At 60.5% G+C, this 19291-nt stretch carries 18 protein-coding genes and 1 riboswitch; of the genes, 11 read left to right on the top strand and 7 right to left on the bottom strand.

Annotated features, from left to right (window positions below; translation table 11 throughout):
- Positions 1-334 precede the first annotated feature (334 nt).
- From QA646_RS20240 to QA646_RS20265, 6 genes are read left to right on the top strand one after another with little or no spacing between them, the layout of a single operon-like run.
- A complete protein-coding gene (locus QA646_RS20240; RefSeq protein WP_283060041.1) occupies positions 335-1339 on the top strand; it encodes a glycosyltransferase family A protein in 1005 nt (334 codons plus the stop codon).
- On the top strand, positions 1336-3159 hold the full coding sequence (locus QA646_RS20245) for an ABC transporter ATP-binding protein (RefSeq protein ID WP_283060043.1): 1824 nt from the start codon (positions 1336-1338) through the stop codon (positions 3157-3159). The genes QA646_RS20240 and QA646_RS20245 overlap by 4 nt, the downstream gene beginning before the upstream one ends.
- Positions 3140-4363, top strand: coding sequence for a glycosyltransferase (locus QA646_RS20250; RefSeq protein WP_283060044.1), 1224 nt, complete (start codon positions 3140-3142; stop codon positions 4361-4363). The genes QA646_RS20245 and QA646_RS20250 overlap by 20 nt, the downstream gene beginning before the upstream one ends.
- On the top strand, positions 4360-5667 hold the full coding sequence (locus QA646_RS20255) for a glycosyltransferase (RefSeq protein ID WP_283060045.1): 1308 nt from the start codon (positions 4360-4362) through the stop codon (positions 5665-5667). Before QA646_RS20250 ends, QA646_RS20255 begins: the two co-directional genes overlap by 4 nt.
- The gene (locus QA646_RS20260; RefSeq protein ID WP_349254269.1) at positions 5664-6407 is read left to right on the top strand and encodes a class I SAM-dependent methyltransferase; all 744 of its coding nucleotides are present in this window, start codon (positions 5664-5666) and stop codon (positions 6405-6407) included. The genes QA646_RS20255 and QA646_RS20260 overlap by 4 nt, the downstream gene beginning before the upstream one ends.
- Positions 6408-6418: 11 nt before the next feature.
- A complete protein-coding gene (locus tag QA646_RS20265) occupies positions 6419-7633 on the top strand; it encodes a glycosyltransferase family 4 protein (protein WP_283060046.1) in 1215 nt (404 codons plus the stop codon).
- Positions 7634-7636: 3 nt separating this feature from the next.
- Here QA646_RS20265 and galE read toward each other — a convergent pair whose 3' ends face one another.
- Entirely contained in the window at positions 7637-8611 is a 975-nt protein-coding gene (galE, locus tag QA646_RS20270) for a UDP-glucose 4-epimerase GalE (RefSeq protein WP_283060047.1), read from the bottom strand.
- A complete protein-coding gene (locus QA646_RS20275) occupies positions 8608-9582 on the bottom strand; it encodes a UDP-glucuronic acid decarboxylase family protein (RefSeq protein WP_283060049.1) in 975 nt (324 codons plus the stop codon). The genes galE and QA646_RS20275 overlap by 4 nt, the downstream gene beginning before the upstream one ends.
- 339 nt (positions 9583-9921) lie before the next feature.
- Positions 9922-10054: riboswitch (TPP riboswitch) on the top strand.
- 90 nt (positions 10055-10144) lie between these two features.
- Between QA646_RS20275 and thiC the strand changes: the two genes are divergently transcribed.
- The 5 genes from thiC to QA646_RS20300 are packed head-to-tail and all read left to right on the top strand — an operon-like array spanning position 10145 to position 14520.
- Entirely contained in the window at positions 10145-11971 is a 1827-nt protein-coding gene (thiC, locus tag QA646_RS20280; RefSeq protein ID WP_283060050.1) for a phosphomethylpyrimidine synthase ThiC, read from the top strand.
- Position 11972: 1 nt separating this feature from the next.
- Positions 11973-12953, top strand: a complete 981-nt coding sequence (thiO, locus tag QA646_RS20285) for a glycine oxidase ThiO (RefSeq protein WP_283060051.1) — start codon at positions 11973-11975, stop codon at positions 12951-12953.
- Positions 12944-13141, top strand: coding sequence for a sulfur carrier protein ThiS (gene thiS / locus QA646_RS20290; protein WP_283060052.1), 198 nt, complete (start codon positions 12944-12946; stop codon positions 13139-13141). Before thiO ends, thiS begins: the two co-directional genes overlap by 10 nt.
- 3 nt (positions 13142-13144) lie before the next feature.
- Positions 13145-13918 carry a thiazole synthase gene (locus QA646_RS20295; protein WP_283060054.1) on the top strand — a complete coding sequence of 258 codons (774 nt, stop codon included), beginning with the start codon at positions 13145-13147 and terminating at the stop codon, positions 13916-13918.
- Positions 13915-14520: a thiamine phosphate synthase gene (locus QA646_RS20300; protein WP_283060055.1), complete on the top strand. Its 606-nt coding sequence runs from the start codon at positions 13915-13917 to the stop codon at positions 14518-14520. The genes QA646_RS20295 and QA646_RS20300 overlap by 4 nt, the downstream gene beginning before the upstream one ends.
- A 10-nt stretch (positions 14521-14530) precedes the next feature.
- Here the strand turns inward: QA646_RS20300 and QA646_RS20305 are convergent, their stop codons facing one another.
- The 5 genes from QA646_RS20305 to QA646_RS20325 form a co-directional block, all read right to left on the bottom strand.
- The gene (locus tag QA646_RS20305) at positions 14531-15163 is read right to left on the bottom strand and encodes a GntR family transcriptional regulator (protein WP_283060056.1); all 633 of its coding nucleotides are present in this window, start codon (positions 15161-15163) and stop codon (positions 14531-14533) included.
- Positions 15164-15273: 110 nt separating this feature from the next.
- Positions 15274-16260: a beta-ketoacyl-ACP synthase III gene (locus QA646_RS20310; RefSeq protein ID WP_283060057.1), complete on the bottom strand. Its 987-nt coding sequence runs from the start codon at positions 16258-16260 to the stop codon at positions 15274-15276.
- Positions 16257-17528 carry an adenosylmethionine--8-amino-7-oxononanoate transaminase gene (locus QA646_RS20315; RefSeq protein WP_283060058.1) on the bottom strand — a complete coding sequence of 424 codons (1272 nt, stop codon included), beginning with the start codon at positions 17526-17528 and terminating at the stop codon, positions 16257-16259. The genes QA646_RS20310 and QA646_RS20315 overlap by 4 nt, the downstream gene beginning before the upstream one ends.
- Positions 17525-18160: a dethiobiotin synthase gene (gene bioD / locus QA646_RS20320; protein WP_283060060.1), complete on the bottom strand. Its 636-nt coding sequence runs from the start codon at positions 18158-18160 to the stop codon at positions 17525-17527. Before bioD ends, QA646_RS20315 begins: the two co-directional genes overlap by 4 nt.
- The gene (locus QA646_RS20325) at positions 18157-19290 is read right to left on the bottom strand and encodes an 8-amino-7-oxononanoate synthase (RefSeq protein ID WP_283060062.1); all 1134 of its coding nucleotides are present in this window, start codon (positions 19288-19290) and stop codon (positions 18157-18159) included. The genes bioD and QA646_RS20325 overlap by 4 nt, the downstream gene beginning before the upstream one ends.
- Position 19291: the final 1 nt, after the last annotated feature.

The raw sequence follows: 19291 nt of genomic DNA on the forward strand, positions 1-19291 counted from the left end.
CGTCTCGCCAATTCGTTCCGTCTTCGTCGCGTCGTGATGTCAGTTAAAGCCGATGGGAGCATGGTTTTCCTTGGCCATCAGGCTAAAGTCCCATTCCCATTAGGACTTACGTCTGAAGGGACAATCTTTGGTCCGAATGGCATGGAATTGTACCGCCGCTGCTCCAGTTCCCTCCGGCGAAGAAAGCGGCGGGACGTCCGATCGCTTTTACGAAGCATGCGGAGAAGGTCGATAAACGTGAACGACGTCCTCGAAAGCGGCATCCTCGCCTCGGCTCTTGCCATGTTTTCCGGCGTCGTCACTGTATTGGACGACTTCGCCGCTAAGGGCGGCAATGATTGTGAGAAGTGAGCGGAGTGCCACAGTTGCGGTAGTGGTGCCGATGTTCAACGCCGAGCGAACGATCGGTGCGACATTGGAAAGTATCTGCCAGCAGACGCATCAGGCGTTGGACGTCATCGTTGTAGACGATGGTTCGTCGGATCGTTCGACGTCAATCGTGGCCGCTTATACGAAACAAGACCGGCGGATTCGGATTCTTCGGCAGACCAACAGTGGCGTCGCCGTAGCACGCAACAATGGTGCGGCTGCGACCGATGCAGAGTTTCTGGCGTTTGTCGATGCTGACGATTTATGGGCACCCTCAAAGATCGCTCTTCAATGGCAAGCCCTTGAGGAGGGCGGCCAGTCAGCAGGATTGGCCTATTGCTGGTACGCCCTTATCGACGAGAATAGCCGCGTATTCTCGCTTCATAACCGGCCGAGCGCCGAAGGACATGTGCTTCAGCATATGTGCCGAAATAATTTCGTCGGCAATGGCAGCTCTATGCTGATGCGTCGTACCGCGTTCGAAAAAGCCGGAAAATTCGACCCCTCACTAAAGGCACGGAAAGCCCAGGGCTGCGAGGATCTTCTGATTTGTCTCAGAATTGCGGAGAGCTACGAATTTCGCGTCGTACCGCAACACCTTGTCGGCTATCGCATTACCAACACGAACATGTCGAGCGACGTCAAGCAGATGCTTCGTTCGTGTGAAATCGTCCTTGCCGAGTATCGCAAAAAATATCCTGAGTACGGCATGGACCTCGACGCTCATTTGGTCGACATGATTCATTGGCTCGTCATCCGCGCCTTTGTCAGTGGGCGGTTCTTCGATGGCTGTGATTTGCTGAGGCGATATTTGGCCTTGGAGCCGCGTCTGGCGATTTCGAACCTGCCGAACATGCTCGACGTCTATTGCCGGGCGAGGCTGGTTCCCAATTGGATCAAGGCTCGCTTGAAGCGGTTGCGAAGCAACAACGCCGAATTCCGACCTCTTTACACGGAGACGGTCCAGTGACGGCGGGCGTCTCCCTCTTCAGGCGATTGCGACGGCTCTTCCGTTTGGCAGGGGCACCCGCGTGGGCTGGACCGACCATCGTGGGGCTTGGGCTCGCCGCGGCGGTCCTCGAAGGTGCCGGGCTTTTTCTCTTCATTCCACTCATTCAGAGCCTTGGCGCTTCAATGGCGCAGGGGGGAGAATGGCAGCGAATTTTCGACCGCCTTCTGGCGCCCATTCCTCAACAGCATTTGACCGCCTTCCTGGTCGGGGTGTTGTGCATCAGCATCCTTCTGAAGAATGCGGTCCATCTCATCAACACCTGGGTGACCCGATATGTCGACGGTCTGGTTGCGCATCGGCTAAGAGCGAGGGTCTTCGACCAGACGATAAGCTCGTGCATCGATTACAGAGTGGAAAATAAGCGATCGGACATTATCACGACAATTGCCAATAACACTTGGAAGGTCAGTCAGGCACTGAGCCTCGCCTACCGATTGATGATCTGCTTCTGCACGTTCGTCGTCTTCATTCTGCTTATGCTGCTGATTTCCGTCCGGCTGACTTTTTTCTCGATGATGTTCCTGCTGCTTGGTGCCATGGCCATTCGTCTGGCCACGCGCCAGGCAGACGAGACCGGCAAGGCCGTTGTCGAAGAGAACAAACAGTTCGGTCTGAGGATGTGGGAAAGCATCAATGCGCTGCAATTGATCCGCGCTTTCGCCCAGGAAGACTATGAGCGCAATCGCTTCCTGAAAACCTCGGACAATGTTCGGCGGCGCCTGCTGAAGCTCGATATGTTATGGGCGACGCCCGGGCCTGTCTCGGAAATCTCGATCACAATCCTGATCGGCGCACTCGTTCTCGTCGCTCAGTCGGTCGGCTTAGGCATCGCTGCATTGGCCGCCTTCCTGTCATTACTGTACCGCCTTCAAGGTCCCACCCGGGAGCTCCTGCAGTCGAAAATCGCACTGGACGGGCTTGCCGGCAGCATCGACGATGTTGACGATTTTCTGCAAACGACGGAGAGACCTTTTCTCTCAGAGGGACATCTGCCGGCGCCTCAGTTCGAGAATGCCGTCGAATTCCGGAATGTCTCGTTCCGCTATGCACCCGGCCAGCCGCTGGCCGTGGAAGAGGTCTCCTTCAGCATTCCTGCAGGCAAGACCACGGCGATCGTGGGGGAGTCGGGGGCAGGCAAATCGACGGTGATGGCTCTGCTTTTTCGCTTTATGGACCCCACGTCCGGCGCGATTCTCGCAGATGGCGTCCTCCTTCCCGAATTCGATCTTCGGAGTTGGCGCAAGCGTCTGTCATTGATGTCGCAGGAGGTTCATCTTTTCAACGACACGATTTCGGCCAACATCGCCTATGGCGACCTGGGGGCCGGCGAGGCGGAGATACGCAAAGCCGCCGAAATCGCCAAGGCGGATGACTTCATACAACTGCTTCCGGACGGCTACGAGACACGGATAGGCGACCAGGGCATGCGTCTGTCGGGCGGACAAAAGCAGCGCGTGGCACTGGCCCGAACAATACTTCGCAATCCCGATATTCTGCTCCTGGACGAGGCCACCAACGCGCTCGACGCCGAAACCGAACAGGCGTTTCAGCTTGCGCTCGATGAGTATTCGCATAACCGCACCGTCGTGGTGATCGCTCACCGGCTGTCGACCGTTCAGGCGGCTGACCAGATCATCGTGATGACAAAGGGACGGGTGGTCGAGGCCGGTTCGCCGGATGAGCTTTTCAAACGGCACGGGCACTTTTCCAGGCTTCACGAATTTCAGCAGGGTCGCCGCAATGGGCGGGAGTTAGGCGATGAGCTACAAACTTACTGACATCGAGTTGTCGGAGCCCTTGGCGCCGATCGAACTTTCGCCCGAACAGAACGGCGTCGGCTTGATTGCCCGGTGGCGGGGCCGGCTGATTGCATTTGAAATGATCGAACTACCAGCCGGATCGGTGCTGACGATCGAAAGGCTGAAAGCGCTTGCTGACGAACGCTTTGCCGAGCGCATCCTCGTCGTGAAGCTGGAAGAGGAGCTGAGGACACGGCAATCGATGGGGGCTGTGGCGCTGCCAAGCCTCAGCATTGCGATCTGCACCAAGGACCGGGCGCAGCGCCTTTCCCGCCTGTTGGCCTCGCTTGATCGGGTCCGGGCGGAAGCCGCCTTCCAGTTCGTCGAAATCATCGTGATCGATAATGCCTCGGTAGATACGACCACGCGCGATGCCGTCGCCACGTTCAGGGACATTGGCTATGTTTTCGAACCGAAGGCGGGGCTGGATTTCGCCCGAAACGCCGCTCTTCAGGCGGCCAAAGGCGATATCATCGCCTATCTAGATGATGACGTCGTGGTGGATCGCAATTGGCTTGCAGGCCTAGCTAAGGCGTGCCGGGACAATCCCGGCGTCGGTGGCTTTACAGGCTTGGTGCTGCCGTATCGCCTCGACACCGAGGCGCAGATCTTTTTCGAGCGGCGAGGAGGTTTCGGCCGAGGCTTTGCTCGAAGGGAGTTCCACCAAGCTCGCTTTGACAATCCGCTCCATCCCGTGGGGTCCGGTGTTCTCGGTGCCGGCTGCAACATGGCCTTTGACCGTGCACTGCTCATCGAGCTTGGCGGCTTCGATGAAGCGCTCGATACCGGGGCGCCGCTGCCTGGTGGCGGCGATCTCGATATTTTCTACCGCGTGCTGCGGTCCGGCCGTTCCATGATTTACGAGCCGGAATATGCCGTCTACCACGAGCATCGCGAAACCATTCCGCAGCTCAGACGCCAGTACTGGACCTGGGGTCTCGGCATGATGGCCTTTCTGGTCAAAAGTTATCGCACCGACGATGAAATGCGCGCGCGGCATCGCGCCATGGTCCGGTGGTGGTTCTTCGACCAGTTGAAGGCGCTTGCGCGCGCCGCAAGGCGGTTTCGCGGCCACGACCTGCGTTTCGGCGTGGCGGAGCTCTGGGGCGGAATCTACGGCCTTGCCGGCGAATATGATCGCTCGCGCGCTCGCATCCAGGCAATCCGGGAGCGTAATCCATGACCGCGGACAGTTTTGACGTAAGGCATGTCGATCTTGCTTCAGGCGATGCCGGCGGCCATGGCAGGCCCGCATTGTCGATCTTCTGGTGGAAAGACCTGCCGCTTGGAGCGCGGGCATCTCTGCAAGACGAACTGCCCTACGGTACCTCGCAGTTGCGCCAACTCACCGCCGAATATGCTGCGGCGCAATTGGAAGCGCGCGGCACCGGGCTAGGCGCACCATTGCGAGCCACCTATGAAGGATGGCCGAAGCCGGCACTCTTGCTCGATGCCGCGCTTAAAGCGGAAAATCTGGTCGAAACTCTCGATGAGTTCGCAATGCCGTCTTCGGCTCCGGCGGATGATATCTCCGTGGTGATCTGCACCCGCGATCGAGGTCCGGCGCTGGCCGAATGTCTTGGCAGCATTGCAGCGCAACGCAGTGCTCCGGGAGAGGTCATCGTCGTCGACAATTCCCGGGAAGGGAACGCGAAGGATGTGTGCGGCCAATTCCCCAGCGTCCGCTATGTCCATGAGCCGCGTGCTGGCTTGAGCCGCGCCAGAAACGCCGGAATTCGTGCAAGCCGGCTGAATATTATTGCCTTCACCGATGATGATGTCGAAGCTCATCCAGGCTGGACAGCAGAGATCGCGCATGCGTTTGCCGATCGGAATGTCGAGGCGCTCACAGGCCTTGTGCTGCCGGCGCGCCTCGATACGGCCGCGCAGCGCTGTTTTCAGTTCACCATGGGCGGGTTTGGCTCCACCTTCGTGCCGCTCACATTTGGCGGGCGCTTCTTTGAGGAGACACGACCAAGCGGGGCGCATGTCTGGAAGATCGGCGCCGGTGCCAACATGGCGTTTGAGAGATCCGTATTCGAACGGGTTGGTATGTTCGACGAGCGCCTCGGGGCAGGGGCGGCGGGATGCTCTGAAGACTCGGAACTTTGGTACCGGCTGCTGGCGACCGGTGGTGTCTGCCTCTACGAACCACGTGCCGTTGTTTTCCACCATCACCGAAGCGACTGGCCTGGGCTCAAGCGGCAGATGAGGGCCTATATGAAGGGCCATGTGGCGGCGCTTGTGGCGCAATACGACAATTTCGGCGATCGCGGAAATATCGTGCGCATCGGCAAGCAACTGCCGCTCTATTTCGTGAAGACTTTCGTCAGGTCACTTTTCGAGGGGCCGCCGGGCAGGCTCGGAATTTTGGCCTCCGAAATGCAGGGCTGGTTGGCCGGGCTGCAGTTTCTCATGCGCGTCGGCTGGAGAACGCGGCGAACCTCGATGCGCTCCGTCGCGACTGCCGACGAGGAAACAACATGATGACTAAAAAGGCACGCCTTGGTCAGTTTCTATCCAGGAACCCCTATCCGCACGGGTTGACAGACGGTCTGTTCTATCGCGAAAAGATGCGCGCCATCCACCGCGTCGCTCCGGCCGAGATCGGCGGCTCTGGCAGGGTATTGGAAATCGGCGGCGGCCGCAGCGGCCTTGCCAGCATCCTCTATCCGGAAGCGGAGATCATCACGCTCGATATCGACCCGGAGCTGGGTGAGCATCAGCCTTCCTGGGCGAGATCGATCTTTGTTTGCGGAGACGCCTGTTCGTTGCCGCTCGACGATGACAGTTTTGACGTCGTCACCATGTTCGACGTGCTGGAGCACATCGAGGATGATCGCCGCGCCGCGCAGGAGGCGTTACGCGTGGTGCGGCCCGGCGGTTATATCCTCATCTCTACCCCTGAGATGAATTGGCATTATCCCTATTTTAACGTGATGAAACCCCTTTGCCCGCATGAGAGCGAGTTGATGCGCGAATGGGGACATGTCCGGCGGGGATACCGCGACCCGCAACTGGCCGACCTTTTCAACAGGCGGCCGGAACGACGTGCTACATTCATCAATCCTGTCACGGCGTTCTTTCATGACGTCTCGTTCTCACGCATCGGACGTCGCCGCCGCAAGATACTCTATGCGCTGGCGGCGCCCGTAACGTTGGTTGGTTATCTCATGCACCGGCCATCCACGCGCGGCACCGAGACGGCTTTCGCTTGGCGCAAATGATCGGCGAGCGTATGCCACGGGTCATAGCCCTCTTTCCATGGGGCGACGTGATCGAGGAATTTCTCGACCCGATCGGGCTTGAGCTTCGGGATTTCGTCGAACGGATGACGGGAGGTTGGCTGTTCGGCTATTCCGCCGCCTTGAGCTCGATAGGCCACAAGCCGATCATCGTCTGCGCATCCGAGCGGGTAACCAGAATTGAGCGCTACGAGCATTCCGGCACAGGCACACCGATCTGGGTCGCCCCGGCAAGGCGCCCCCGGCAAGGTAATTCTCCTGCCGCCTACAGCCTGCGGCGCTGGATCAGTACGCCGCTTTCAGCCTTCCAACAAATTCTCGTGCGCTCCCGATGCGATCTGCTGCTTGCCCAGGAGTATGAGTATATTCGCTTCGATGCGCTTGCGTGGCTGGCGCGCCGTATCAACGTTCCCCTCTATGCCACCTTCCAAGGCGGGGATCGTACATTGTCCTGGGCCGAGGCCGTGGCGAGACAGCTTTCTCTGCGCGCTTGCCGTGGCCTGATCGTCGCTTCCTCGGCGGAACGCGAGCGCCTCACCAAAGCCTATCCGCGCATTGCGCTCGACATCGCTGACATCCCGAATCCGCTGGATACCGGGGAATGGCAGGCGATGGATCGTATAGAGGCGCGCAACAGCCTTGGCCTGACGCGGGATTGCTTCATCGTGCTCAATCACGGGCGCATCGATATCCGACGCAAGGGCCTCGATGTTCTCTTGAAGGCTTGGACGCACTTCGCGGACGATTCATCCAGTCAATTGGTAATTATTGGCTCGGGCCAGGACGGCGAGGCCTTCGCAAAGCTCGTGCGTGAAAGCGGCTTGTCGAATTTGCGGTGGCTTTCCGGCTACACGACGGACCGGCCGTTGATCCGGCGCTGGCTTTCGGCTGCGGATGCCTATGTCACGGCCTCCCGCGTCGAAGGCATGCCTGTCGCGCCATTGGAAGCCATGGCCTGTCGCCTTCCTGTTGTAGCCACGGATGCGCAGGGTTTGCCGGATATCCTGGCCAATGGAGAGGCCTCCGGCGGCCTGATGGTAGGGCAAGAGCGGCCGGAGGAAATTGCGCAGGCCCTGGCGCGATTGAAAGACGATAGAGTCCTTCGGGCACGGCTCGGCGCGGCCGGCAGAAAGCGAGTAACGGAAAAATTCTCGATCGAAGCGGTCGGCGCCGCTCTCGATGATTTTCTGACAGCGACACGTCGGTAGGGGTCACATCCGGCTGCGATACCAAGCAAGTGCCGTGTCGATGATCGCATCGATGTCGGAATGCCCGGGCACCCATCCAAGCTCCCGCTCGGCCTTAGCAGCCGAGGCGACGAGCGCCGGCGGATCGCCGGCTCTGCGGGGACCATAGGCAACGGGAACACTCTGTCCGGAAACGCGGCCGACGGCGTCGATCAGTTCCTTAACCGTCGTTCCGTTGCCTGTGCCGAGGTTGTAGACATGCACGCCTCGATCCCGCAATAGCTTTTCACCGCCAAGGACATGGGCATGCGCCAGATCGGTGACATGGATGTAATCGCGGACGGCGGTGCCGTCTCGCGTGTCGAAATCGGTGCCGTTGATGGTAAAGACCCGACCCGGTTTGATCGCCGCTTCTATGGCGAGTGGAACGACATGCGTCTCTGGCTCGTGCCGCTCGCCGATCTCGCCGTCAGGGTCGCAGCCGGCGGCATTGAAATAGCGCAGCATCACCACATTGAGGCCACGAGCGCGCGAGAAATCTTCCACCATCCGTTCGACCATGAACTTCGACCAACCATAGGGATTGACCGGCCACTGTGGATGAGTCTCATCGATCGGAGTGCGCACTGGGATGCCATAGGAAGCACAGGTACTTGAAAAGATCAGGCGGTCGATCCCGGCTTTCAGCATTTCCTCGATGAGCACCAGCGTCCCGAAAGTGTTGTTCCGGTAGTAGAGTTCCGGAAATTCGACGGATTCGCCGATATAGGCGTAGGCGGCGAAATGGGCCACGACATCGGGGCGGTACTTGCGCAACGCTGCCGCGAGCGTCTCGGCGTCGGCAATGTCACCCTCGACGAGCGGCCCCCATTTCACGGCGTCGCGCCAGCCGCGCGAGAGATTGTCATAGGTGACAACCGACCATCCCGCCTCGGCGAAAGCCTTGCAGCAATGGGAACCGATATAACCGGCCCCACCTGTGACGAGGACGGTCGTCATTCGGCAGCGATCGAATGCGAGCGGTCCGACGAAAGCAAGTCGTCGAAATAGGCGATCGTTCTGGCAAGCCCGTTCCGCAACTGGACCTTCGGTTTCCAGCCGAGTTCGCTCGTGGCGAGGCCGATGTCCGGCCGTCGCTGTCTGGGATCATCGGCAGGCAAGGGCATATATTTTATCTTCGATCGGCTCCCGGTCAGTTCTATGACGAGCGTGGCAAGCTCCAACATCGTAAACTCGACCGGATTGCCTAGATTAATCGGGCCGGTGACATCTTCCTTTGTCCCCATCAGACGAACCAGGCCGTCAATGAGGTCGTCGACATAACAGAACGACCGCGTCTGCTGGCCGTTGCCATAAACCGTTATCGGCTTGTTCTGCAGCGCCTGCACGATGAAGTTGGAAACGACACGGCCGTCATCGGGGCTCATTCTTGGACCGTAGGTGTTGAAGATGCGCGCCACCTTGATCTGGAGCCGGTGCTGGCGCCAGTAATCGAAGAACAGGGTCTCGGCGCAGCGCTTGCCCTCGTCGTAGCAGGATCGCGGTCCTATCGGGTTCACTTTTCCCCAATAGTCCTCCTGTTGAGGATGGATCTCGGGATCGCCATAGACTTCGGACGTGGAGGCCTGGAGGATTTTTGCGCCGACCCGCTTGGCGAGGCCCAGCATGTTGATCGCACCATGGACGCTGGTCTTGGTCGTCTGCACCGGATCATACTGGTAGTGAACCGGACTTGCCGGACAAGCGAGATTGTAGATCTCGTCGACCTCTACATAGAGGGGAAAGGTGATGTCGTGACGGACGATTTCGAAAGACCTGTTGTCCAGCAGGTGGGAGACGTTGCTCTTACGTCCCGTAAAGAAATTATCTACGCAAATAACCTCTTGTTTCTCTTCCAAAAGTCGTTCGCACAGGAATGAGCCGAGGAAACCTGCACCGCCCGTAACTAGGATTCGCTTTGTTTGTTGCATGGTCGACTATCCCGCAGCCAACACGGTGATGCTGCTACCGTCGAAAACCGCGACAAGCGCCAGGGCGAGGATGCTGTTTCCGGGGACGCCATTCATGTTCATCGACCTTCTCCGCATTCTTCGCAAAAGCGATCGGACATCCCGCCGCTTTCTTCGCCCGAGGGAACTGGAGCAGCGGTCGGTACAAATCCATGCCATTCGGACCAAAGATTGTCCCCTCGGACGTAAGTCTTGTCATGAGTAGGACTTTAGTCTGATGCGGGCGAGTCTGTGCGACCCGGTCCGCCGCAGTCGTGGTTCCAGGGTTGACATGGGCTGAGGCCCGGACATAGTCTTTGCGACATTCACCAGGGGGGTCCCGGCAAGGGGCTGAGATACTGCTAGGCAATGCGGCTTTGCCGATTGTGGGCGCAGTGACCCGTTGAACCTGATCCAGTTCATACTGGCGTAGGGACGGTGCAAGCGCTCGAGGCTTCGGATTCCGCGTGGATTCTATGCCGGCGTCTTTCCATCATTCCGGCTGATTGACTGGGTCTCCAACTGCAACTTGGAGCCTCAAACCATGAATATTGCCGCAAAGAACCTCACCCCGACCGTCACCACCGGCCCGCTGCCGGCATCGCAAAAAATCTATATCCCCGGAGACATACACACCGATATCCGCGTACCGATGCGCGAGATCAGCGTCCATCCGACGGCGGGCGAGCCGCCCGTTGTCGTCTACGATTCCTCCGGACCCTATACCGTCGAAGGTGCCGATATCCGCATCGAGCAGGGCCTGTCGCAGCTCCGTCGCGACTGGGTGCTCGCCCGCGGCGACGTCGAGGCCTATGAGGGCCGGCATGTGCGTCCCGAAGATAATGGCTTCGTCACCGGCGAGCGGTTGACGCCGGAGTTCCCGGCCAAGCGCCAGCCGCTACGGGCCAAGAATGGCAAGGCCGTGACCCAGCTCGCCTATGCACGCGCCGGTACCATCACGCCGGAAATGGAATTCATCGCCATCCGCGAAAATCTCGGCCGCAAGGCAAAGGCTGAAGCCCTGGTTCGTGATGGCGAGAGCTTCGGCGCCCATATTCCGGATCATGTGACCCCGGAATTCGTCCGCCAGGAGGTCGCCGCCGGCCGCGCGATCATCCCGGCCAACATCAATCACCCGGAAAGCGAGCCGATGATCATCGGCCGGAACTTCCTGGTGAAGATCAACGCCAATATCGGCAATTCCGCCGTCACCTCCTCGATGGCCGAGGAAGTCGAAAAGATGGTCTGGGCCGCCCGCTGGGGTGCTGATACCGTGATGGATCTCTCGACCGGCCGCAACATCCACAACATCCGCGAATGGATCATCCGCAATTCGCCGCTGCCGATCGGCACGGTGCCGCTCTATCAGGCGCTGGAAAAGGTCGAGGGCATCGCCGAAAATCTCACCTGGGAAGTCTATCGCGACACGCTGATCGAGCAGGCCGAACAGGGTGTCGACTATTTCACCATTCACGCTGGCGTGCGGCTGCATTACATTCCGCTGACCGTCAATCGCGTCACCGGTATCGTCTCGCGCGGCGGCTCGATCATGGCCAAGTGGTGTCTGCATCATCACAAGGAAAACTTCCTCTACGAGCATTTCGAGGAAATTTGCGACATTTGCCGTGCCTATGACGTCTCCTTCTCACTCGGCGACGGCCTGCGTCCTGGCTCGATCGCCGATGCCAACGATGCCGCGCAATTCGCCGAGCTTGAGACATTGGGCGAACTGACGAAGATCGCCTGGGCTAAAGATTGCCAGGTGATGATCGAAGGCCCCGGCCATGTTCCGATGCACAAGATCAAGGAGAACATGGACAAGCAGCTTGCCGTGTGCGGCGAGGCGCCTTTCTACACGCTCGGGCCGCTGACGACCGATATCGCGCCGGGCTACGATCACATCACCTCGGGCATCGGCGCGGCAATGATCGGCTGGTTCGGCACGGCCATGCTCTGCTACGTCACCCCGAAGGAACATCTGGGCCTGCCCGACCGCAACGACGTTAAGACCGGCGTCATCACCTACAAGATCGCCGCCCATGCGGCCGATCTTGCCAAGGGGCATCCGGCCGCCCAAGTCCGCGACGATGCACTGTCGCGTGCCCGCTTCGAATTCCGCTGGGAGGATCAGTTCAACTTGTCGCTTGATCCCGATACCGCCCGCAGCTTCCACGACGAAACCTTGCCGAAGGAGGCCCACAAGGTTGCGCATTTCTGCTCGATGTGCGGCCCGAAATTCTGCTCCATGCGCATTTCGCACGACATCCGCGCCGAGGCGCAGAAGGAAGGGCTGGAAGCGATGGCGGCGAAATATCGGGAAGGCGGCGACCTCTACATGCCGGTCGATGCCACCGCACATCCGGCAGAGTGAAATGCGCGTTCTCGTCAAAGGGGCCGGCGTCGCCGGCCGCACGGCCGCCCATGAACTGCTTCGGCGCGGTGCTGAGGTTACGATCGTAGATCCCAGCCAAAATTTCCGCCAAGCCGCCTCCTGGCTCGCCGGCGGCATGCTGGCGCCCTGGTGCGAATGCGAAAGTGCTGATGAAGCCGTTCTCGTGCGGGGCCGTGATTCAGCCGACCGATGGGAGGCGATTCTGCCTGGCAAGGTCGTTCGCAATGGAACGCTGGTCGTCACGCCGAACCGCGATCAAAACGAGCTGAAGCGATTTTCCAATCGCACGACCGGCTATCGCTGGTTGGAGGAAAGCGAAATCGCCACTCTCGAACCCTCCCTTGCCGGTCGTTTCCGGCAAGGTCTGTTTTTTCCGCAGGAAGCGCACCTTGATCCCCGCGAGGTATTGCAGTCGTTGAAAGACGATCTCGTGGCAAAGGGTATCACCTTCGCCGATGAAATTGCGGATGACGGCGAATTCACCGAAGTCGTCGATTGCACGGGCGCGTTCCGTATCGGTCAGAGCGGGGAATTGCGCGGCGTGCGGGGCGAAATGCTTTATCTGCGGACGGAGGAGGTCACGCTTGCGCGTCCTGTCCGTCTGCTGCATCCGCGTTTTCCCGTCTATATCGTGCCGCGTGGTGGAGGCCTGTTCATGGTCGGCGCGACGATGATCGAAACGGACTTCCAAGGGCCGATCACCGCCCGTTCGCTGATGGAGTTGCTGAACGCTGCCTATGCGCTGCACCCTGCTTTTGCCGACGCCGCCATCGTCGAAACCGGAACCGGCATCCGTCCTGCCTTTCCAGACAATCTTCCGCGCGTGATGCGGGAGGGCAATGTCACCATCCTCAACGGCCTTTATCGCCACGGTTTTTTGTTGGCGCCAGCGATGGCGGCCGAAGCCGCAGATATGGTCTTTTCCGGAGAGACGAAGCAAAGGAGCTCCCGATGCGCCTGATCATAAACGGCGAACCCGAGACAACATCCGCAACCACGCTTTCGCAGTTGCTGGCCGCACTCGACTATGAAGGTGCGTGGCTGGCAACCGCCGTTAACGGCGAACTCGTTCATTGCGAAGATCGCGACGACCATCTCTTGAACGACAACGACAGGATCGAGATCCTGACACCCATGCAAGGAGGCTGATCCATGCTTGATCTCTATGGAACCCAGGTTGGATCGCGCCTTTTGCTCGGCACGGCGCGTTATCCTTCGCCGGCCATCCTGGCGGAGGCTGTCGAGCGATCAAAGACGGAAATCGTCACCGTCTCGCTACGACGTGAAACGGCCGGCGGGCGCAATGGCGGCGCATTCTTCGATATGATCCGGGCGCTCGGCGTCCGCGTTCTTCCCAACACCGCCGGCTGCCACGGCGTATCCGAGGCCGTGCTGACGGCCAAGATGGCGCGCGAGGTATTTCAGACCAATTGGATCAAGCTGGAGGTGATCGGCAATCACGATACGCTGCAGCCGGATGTCTTCGCTCTTGTGGAAGCGGCCCGCATTCTCGCCAATGAAGGCTTTGAGGTCTTTCCCTATACGACCGACGACCTGGTGGTGGCGGAGCGCCTGCTGGAGGCGGGATGCAGGGTGCTGATGCCCTGGTGCGCCCCGATCGGCACCGCGGCGGGGCCGCTCAATCTTTCGGCCCTTCGATCCATGCGTGCGCATTTTCCGGATGTGCCGCTGATCGTCGACGCAGGCATCGGCCGGCCGTCGCACGCAGCGACCGTGATGGAGCTGGGTTTCGATGCGGTTCTTCTCAACACTGCGGTTGCCGGCGCGGGAGACCCCGCCGCAATGGCGGAGGCCTTCGCCGGAGCAATTGCGGCCGGCCGACAGGCATTCGGCGCCGGCATGCTGGAGTCGCGCGACATGGCAGTTCCGTCGACACCCGTGATTGGAAAGGCGGTATTCGCGTGAAGCTCGATCCTTTCTATCTGATCGTCGATAGCGCCGCCTGGATCGAAAGGCTGGTTCCGCTTGGTGTCAAACTCGTGCAACTGCGCATTAAGGAGCGCGCGCTATCGGACATACGCGCAGACATCCGGCGGGCAAAAGCAGTCTGTGGGGCGCATGACTGCCAGTTGATCGTCAATGACTATTGGCAGCTTGCCATAGAGGAAGGCTGTGATTTCATCCATCTCGGCCAGGAGGACTTGGCGACGGCCGATCTTGCCGCCATCCGTGAGGCGGGCCTGAAGCTGGGGCTTTCCACACATGACGAGGCGGAGCTGGCAACCGCGCTTGCGGCGCGCCCGGACTATATCGCGCTCGGTCCGATCTATCCCACCATTCTCAAGGCGATGCCCTGGGCGCCGCAAGGCCTGGATCGTCTGCGCGACTGGAAGAGCCGCATCGGCCCGCTGCCGCTTGTCGCCATTGGCGGGCTGACGGTGGAGCGCATTGCCGGCGTGTTCGAAAATGAGGCCGATAGTGCCGCCGTCGTGACCGACATCACGCGCAATTCCGATCCGGAACAACGGACCCTGGCATGGATTGCTGCAACCCGCTCATTTCATTGAAAGGTTGAAACTACGATCTGCTTCCCGGTTTCTGGCCCATCCATTGCACGTGGCGCGAAAGGACCGCCGTGGCAACGTCGACATTCCCGGCGCGCAAAGCGTTCAGAATGGCACGATGATCGCGGTCCGTTGGCGCTTCCCACTCCGCCCGCCAGCCGGAAAACAGGAAACGTGCGCTGACGGCGTGCAGGTCATCGATTGTCTTCAGCAGGCGCGGCATGTTGCAGGGAGATAGAATGAGACGGTGGAACCTTCCGTTCGCCTCTTCCCAGGCCTGCACGTCAACCGCGCGGTCGCCGGCATGGATCGCCTCTTCGGCCTGGTCCAGGATAGCCTTGGTCATATGAGGTGCGGCGTTGCGCAGCGCCAATACTTCAAGGGCGGCGCGCATCTCAGCCACTTCGCGCACCTCTTCGACGCTAAAGCCGACCACGCGAACGCCCTTGCGCGGTTGACTGACCACCAACCCTTGGGATTCCAGGCGACGGAAGGCCTCGCGCACGGGCACATGGCTGGCGCCGAATTCCTCGGCGATATGGTCCTGCCTGAGCTTGGCGCCGGCTTCGATCACGCCTGAAATAATACGATCCGCGAGTGTCCGGCTTATCCGCACAGCGATAGGATCATCTTTTGCAACGCTCATTGAATTATCATCGGTTTAAGAAGGGGCGCATCGACTCAATGTCCTATGCTTACCTGTCCCTTTGTTGATTCTCCATATTCTTCCTAGAGTAGCTGTTCCACCGGGCCAGTTTAGACCGCAAGGATGACCGCCCCACCCGCGAGGCCCGCACCGGCTGCAGTCATGAGCAGATGCTCCCCGGATTTGAACGGTTTGCGGCGATTTTCGACGGAAAGGGACAGCGGAATGGTCGCAGCCGAAGAGTTGCCGAATTCCGCAATCGTGCTGACAAGCTTGCTTTCTTCCAATTCGAGATTGTGCCGGACGGCGTCGCAAAGGCGGAGGTTGGCCTGATGCGGAATGAAACGGTCGATAGCGGAGACCGTTACGACTGCTTCATCCATCGCCTGGCGTGAGGTGCGTGTCATCAGATCGACGGCACGCGAGAAGACCTCGCGCCCATCGCGCATCGTCATCAGCACTTGGTCTGCTGCAGTCTCCGGAGAAAAAGGCTTGTTGCTGCCGCCGGATGGAATGGTAATCAGATCGTAGCCGCTTCCATCCGAAGCCATCACGGCTGCCTTGAGACCACTTTGACCATCGCGACACTGAGCAAGCACGACCGCGCCGGCGCCGTCGGCAAACAGAACGGCGCTGGCGCGTTCCGCCGGGTTGATGCGGCGGCTGAGAATATTGGCAGCCACGACGAGCACCGCCCGGCCATGTGCACGCACGAAGCCATCCGCCAGCGTCAGTGCATAGAGGAAGCCGGAGCAGGCACCGGCCAGATCGATGGCTCCGGAATTTCGCAGGCCGAGCTTGTGCGCCAGAAGCGGTGCTGAGGGCGGCAAGAGATGATCCGGCGTCGAGGTGGCAAGCAGGGTCATAGCGATCTCGCCCGGCGCAATCCCGGCATCCTCAAGCGCCATTTTTCCGGCCTCGGCCGCAAGGCCGCTCAATGTGTCGCCCTCGCTTGCCCAGTGGCGGGATCGGATGCCGGTTCGCCTTTCGATCCAGCCCTCCTCGAGGCCGAGCTGGCTTTCGATTTCCGCATTGTGGACGATGCGGGATGGAACGGCATGACCGAAGCCGGCAAGGCGGGAGGAGAGGGGTGTCAAGATGCACTCTCCTCCAGAACGATCGAGGCGACTTCGTCGATCGCATCATAGGCGGCGACGATATCCCCGGCGGTCGTGCAATAGGGCGGCATCAGGTAGATGACGTTTCCGAGCGGGCGCACAAGCAGCCCGCGTTCGCGAAACAGCTTGCGCATGCGTGGGCCTGCTTCGGCGAGGTAGCCGCTGGAGGGCACCGCAAGATCGAGGGCGGCGATCGTCCCTGATTGCCTGGCGTTTACAAACCTGGTGTCGTTCTGGAAGCGTTGGAGATGCCGGCTGTGCTGTGCGGCAAGCTCGGCAATCCGAGCCTCAACCGGTTCGTCTTGCCAGATTTGCAGATTGGCGACGGCTGCCGCGCAGGCGATTGCGTTGGCGGTATAGGAACTCGAATGGAAAAAGGTCTTGCGCCGGTCGGAAGACAGATGGGCCTCGAAAATCTCTGCCGTGCAAAGGGTTGCCGCCAGCGGCAAGGCGCCCCCGGTCAGACCCTTCGAGGTGCAGAGGATATCAGGCGTCACCCCTGCCTGTTCGCAGGCAAAGCGTGTGCCGGTGCGACCCCAGCCGGTCATCACCTCATCGGCGATGAACAGGCAGCCATATCGGCCGGCGATTTCCTTGAGAGCGGAAAGCACCGCGCTGTCGTAGAACTTCATGCCGCCCGCGCCGAGCACCAGCGGTTCAATCAGAATGGCGGCGACCTTTCGCGAGTGGCAGATAGCTTCGAACGCATCGAGCGTTTCCTGTTCCCGACCGGGTTCGGGGAAGGGAAGGCGGTCGACGCCGAAGAGCAGCGGTTCGAAAGCCGCATTGAACACGCCACGCTCTCCCGCGGACATGGTGCCGATCGTGTCGCCATGATAGCCGTGTTCCATCACGACGATGCGGTCACGCGCGATGCCGCGATTGTGGAAGGTGCCGAGCGCCATCTTGATCGCCACCTCGACCGCCGTCGATCCGCTGTCCGAATAGAAGACGTGTTTCAGTCCAGAGGGCGCGAAGGCGAGCAGACGTTCGGCAAGGACTTCTGCCGGTTCATGGGTAAATTCGGCGAAGATGATCTGGTCGTAGGCCTCCGTCGCCTCCCGGATCGCCGCCATGATGCCGGCATGGCGATGGCCATGGGTGATCACCCACCATGACGAGATTGCGTCGAGGATGCGATTGCCATCCTCATCGAACAGATATGCGCCCTCGGTCGCGACGATGCGCTTCATCGGCGGTTCGAGGGCGTGCTGCGTGAAGGGGTGCCAGATGGGGGAGGGTGTCACGCGCGTGCCTCAATCAGGGAAGCCATGTCGAAATTCTCGCGGAAGGCGCGACTTAGGTTTTCCCTTGTCACGCTTTCCAGCACAGGCAGCCGCCCCAATACCCTCGCTTGTCCGATAGACGCAATGGTCGCCTGGGTGTCGGTATTTTCCGCGCCGATGAAGGCCACGCCGCGGAGGGGAATATCACGGCTGCGCAGCGCCTCGATGGACAGCAGTGTGTGATTGATCGTGCCGAGCGATGTTCGGGCGCAGAGAATGAGGGGAATGCGCCACCGGGCGAAGACGTCGGCAAAGACCGTGTTTTTCGTGAGCGGGACCAGCATGCCGCCAGCCCCCTCGATAACCAGCGGACCGGCGCAGGCTGGCGGCTCAAGCCGGGCGGGGTCGATTTCCACGCCGTCGAGACGTGCCGAAAGATGCGGTGAGAGCGGGGCGGAAAGGCGATAGGCTTCGGGCAGAATATGGTCGGCGGGCAGCCCGCTCAGTCGGGCGACGGCTTCGCTGTCCGTCTCGTCTTCCAGTCCGGATTGCACGGGTTTCCAATATCGGGCGTTGAGCGCACCCGCCAGTGCCGCTGCAAATACGGTCTTGCCGATACCGGTATCCGTGCCGGTGACCACGAAACGGATCATCTCCTGTGTTCCTCCGTGGCGGCGGCGAGGCAATCCAGCATGTGCGCAATCTGCTCCGAATCGACGTTGAGCGTGATCGACAGCCGCAGGCGCGCGGTGCCCTCCGGCACGGTCGGCGGACGGATCGCACGGATATCGAAACCTTGAGCCTGAAGAGTTTCCGCAATTCGGACCGCACGCGCGTTGTCGCCGATGACGACGGGCTGGATCTGCGACCCGCTCGGCTCTATGTCGAATCGGCTTTTCAATCCGTCACCGACAAAGGCGACCAAGCGTTCCAGGGCCTCGCGACGTTCAGGCTCGTCACCCACCATGCGCAAGGCCTCGCGCACGCCCGCCGCCATGAGAGGCGAGGGCGCGGTGGAATAGATGAAAGCGCGGGCACGATTGACGAGATAGTCGGCGAGCACGCGGGGGACTGCGAGCAAGGCTCCGGAAACGCCCAGCGCCTTGCCGCAGGTATGAAGGGCAAGCACATTGTCCCGGCCCTCCAACCCCGCGGCCAGCCCTCTGCCGCCCGGGCCGAAAACGCCAGTGGCATGGGCCTCATCGATCACCAGAAAACCCTCATGCCGGTCGGCAATGTCGGCGAGGGCGGATAGCGGCGCTCTGTCGCCGTCCATGGAATAGAGGCTCTCGACGGCAATCCAGGATCTGCCCCTGCCGCCGTTGCTGCGCCAGTTTCGGATCGCCTCATCGAAAGCGTTCGCATCGTTGTGCTCGACGCTGACGGCCGCCGCCTTGCTGGCTGCAATGCCCTCATGGGCGCTGGCATGGATGAGCGCGTCGTGGACGATCAGATCTTCGCGCCGCGGCAGGGTCGAGAAAAGCGCGGAATTGGCGGCATAGCCGCTGCCGAAATAGAGCACGCGTTCCACGCCGAAAAATTCGGCCGCTTCCGCCTCCAGCGCCTCATGTTCAGGATGGTTGCCGCGTAGCAGGCGCGAGCCGCCTGCCCCCGCCGGAACGCCCCTCTCCATCGCTGCCATGATCGACGCCTTGAGGCGCGGGGCGCCGGCTAACGCGAGAAAATCGTTGGAGGTAAAATCCACACCACGCTGCGGCGCAAGGCTGCGCAGCCGCGCCTTGCGTCGTAAGCCTTCAAGCGTGGCGGCATAATCCGAAAGCATT

Source organism: Rhizobium sp. CB3090 (assembly GCF_029714285.1).
Lineage (GTDB): Bacteria > Pseudomonadota > Alphaproteobacteria > Rhizobiales > Rhizobiaceae > Rhizobium.

What these genes read in the sequence shown, in the direction of transcription:
- QA646_RS20240 (WP_283060041.1), top strand. Translation starts at nt 335, where the DNA reads ATGATTGTGAGAAGTGAGCGGAGTGCCACAGTTGCGGTAGTGGTGCCG.
- QA646_RS20250 (WP_283060044.1), top strand. Translation starts at nt 3,140, where the DNA reads ATGAGCTACAAACTTACTGACATCGAGTTGTCGGAGCCCTTGGCGCCG.
- QA646_RS20255 (WP_283060045.1), top strand. Translation starts at nt 4,360, where the DNA reads ATGACCGCGGACAGTTTTGACGTAAGGCATGTCGATCTTGCTTCAGGC.
- QA646_RS20260 (WP_349254269.1), top strand. Translation starts at nt 5,664, where the DNA reads ATGATGACTAAAAAGGCACGCCTTGGTCAGTTTCTATCCAGGAACCCC.
- QA646_RS20265 (WP_283060046.1), top strand. Translation starts at nt 6,419, where the DNA reads ATGCCACGGGTCATAGCCCTCTTTCCATGGGGCGACGTGATCGAGGAA.
- galE (WP_283060047.1), bottom strand. Translation starts at nt 8,611, where the DNA reads ATGACGACCGTCCTCGTCACAGGTGGGGCCGGTTATATCGGTTCCCAT.
- QA646_RS20275 (WP_283060049.1), bottom strand. Translation starts at nt 9,582, where the DNA reads ATGCAACAAACAAAGCGAATCCTAGTTACGGGCGGTGCAGGTTTCCTC.
- thiC (WP_283060050.1), top strand. Translation starts at nt 10,145, where the DNA reads ATGAATATTGCCGCAAAGAACCTCACCCCGACCGTCACCACCGGCCCG.
- thiO (WP_283060051.1), top strand. Translation starts at nt 11,973, where the DNA reads ATGCGCGTTCTCGTCAAAGGGGCCGGCGTCGCCGGCCGCACGGCCGCC.
- thiS (WP_283060052.1), top strand. Translation starts at nt 12,944, where the DNA reads ATGCGCCTGATCATAAACGGCGAACCCGAGACAACATCCGCAACCACG.
- QA646_RS20295 (WP_283060054.1), top strand. Translation starts at nt 13,145, where the DNA reads ATGCTTGATCTCTATGGAACCCAGGTTGGATCGCGCCTTTTGCTCGGC.
- QA646_RS20305 (WP_283060056.1), bottom strand. Translation starts at nt 15,163, where the DNA reads ATGAGCGTTGCAAAAGATGATCCTATCGCTGTGCGGATAAGCCGGACA.
- bioD (WP_283060060.1), bottom strand. Translation starts at nt 18,160, where the DNA reads ATGATCCGTTTCGTGGTCACCGGCACGGATACCGGTATCGGCAAGACC.
- QA646_RS20325 (WP_283060062.1), bottom strand. Translation starts at nt 19,290, where the DNA reads ATGCTTTCGGATTATGCCGCCACGCTTGAAGGCTTACGACGCAAGGCG.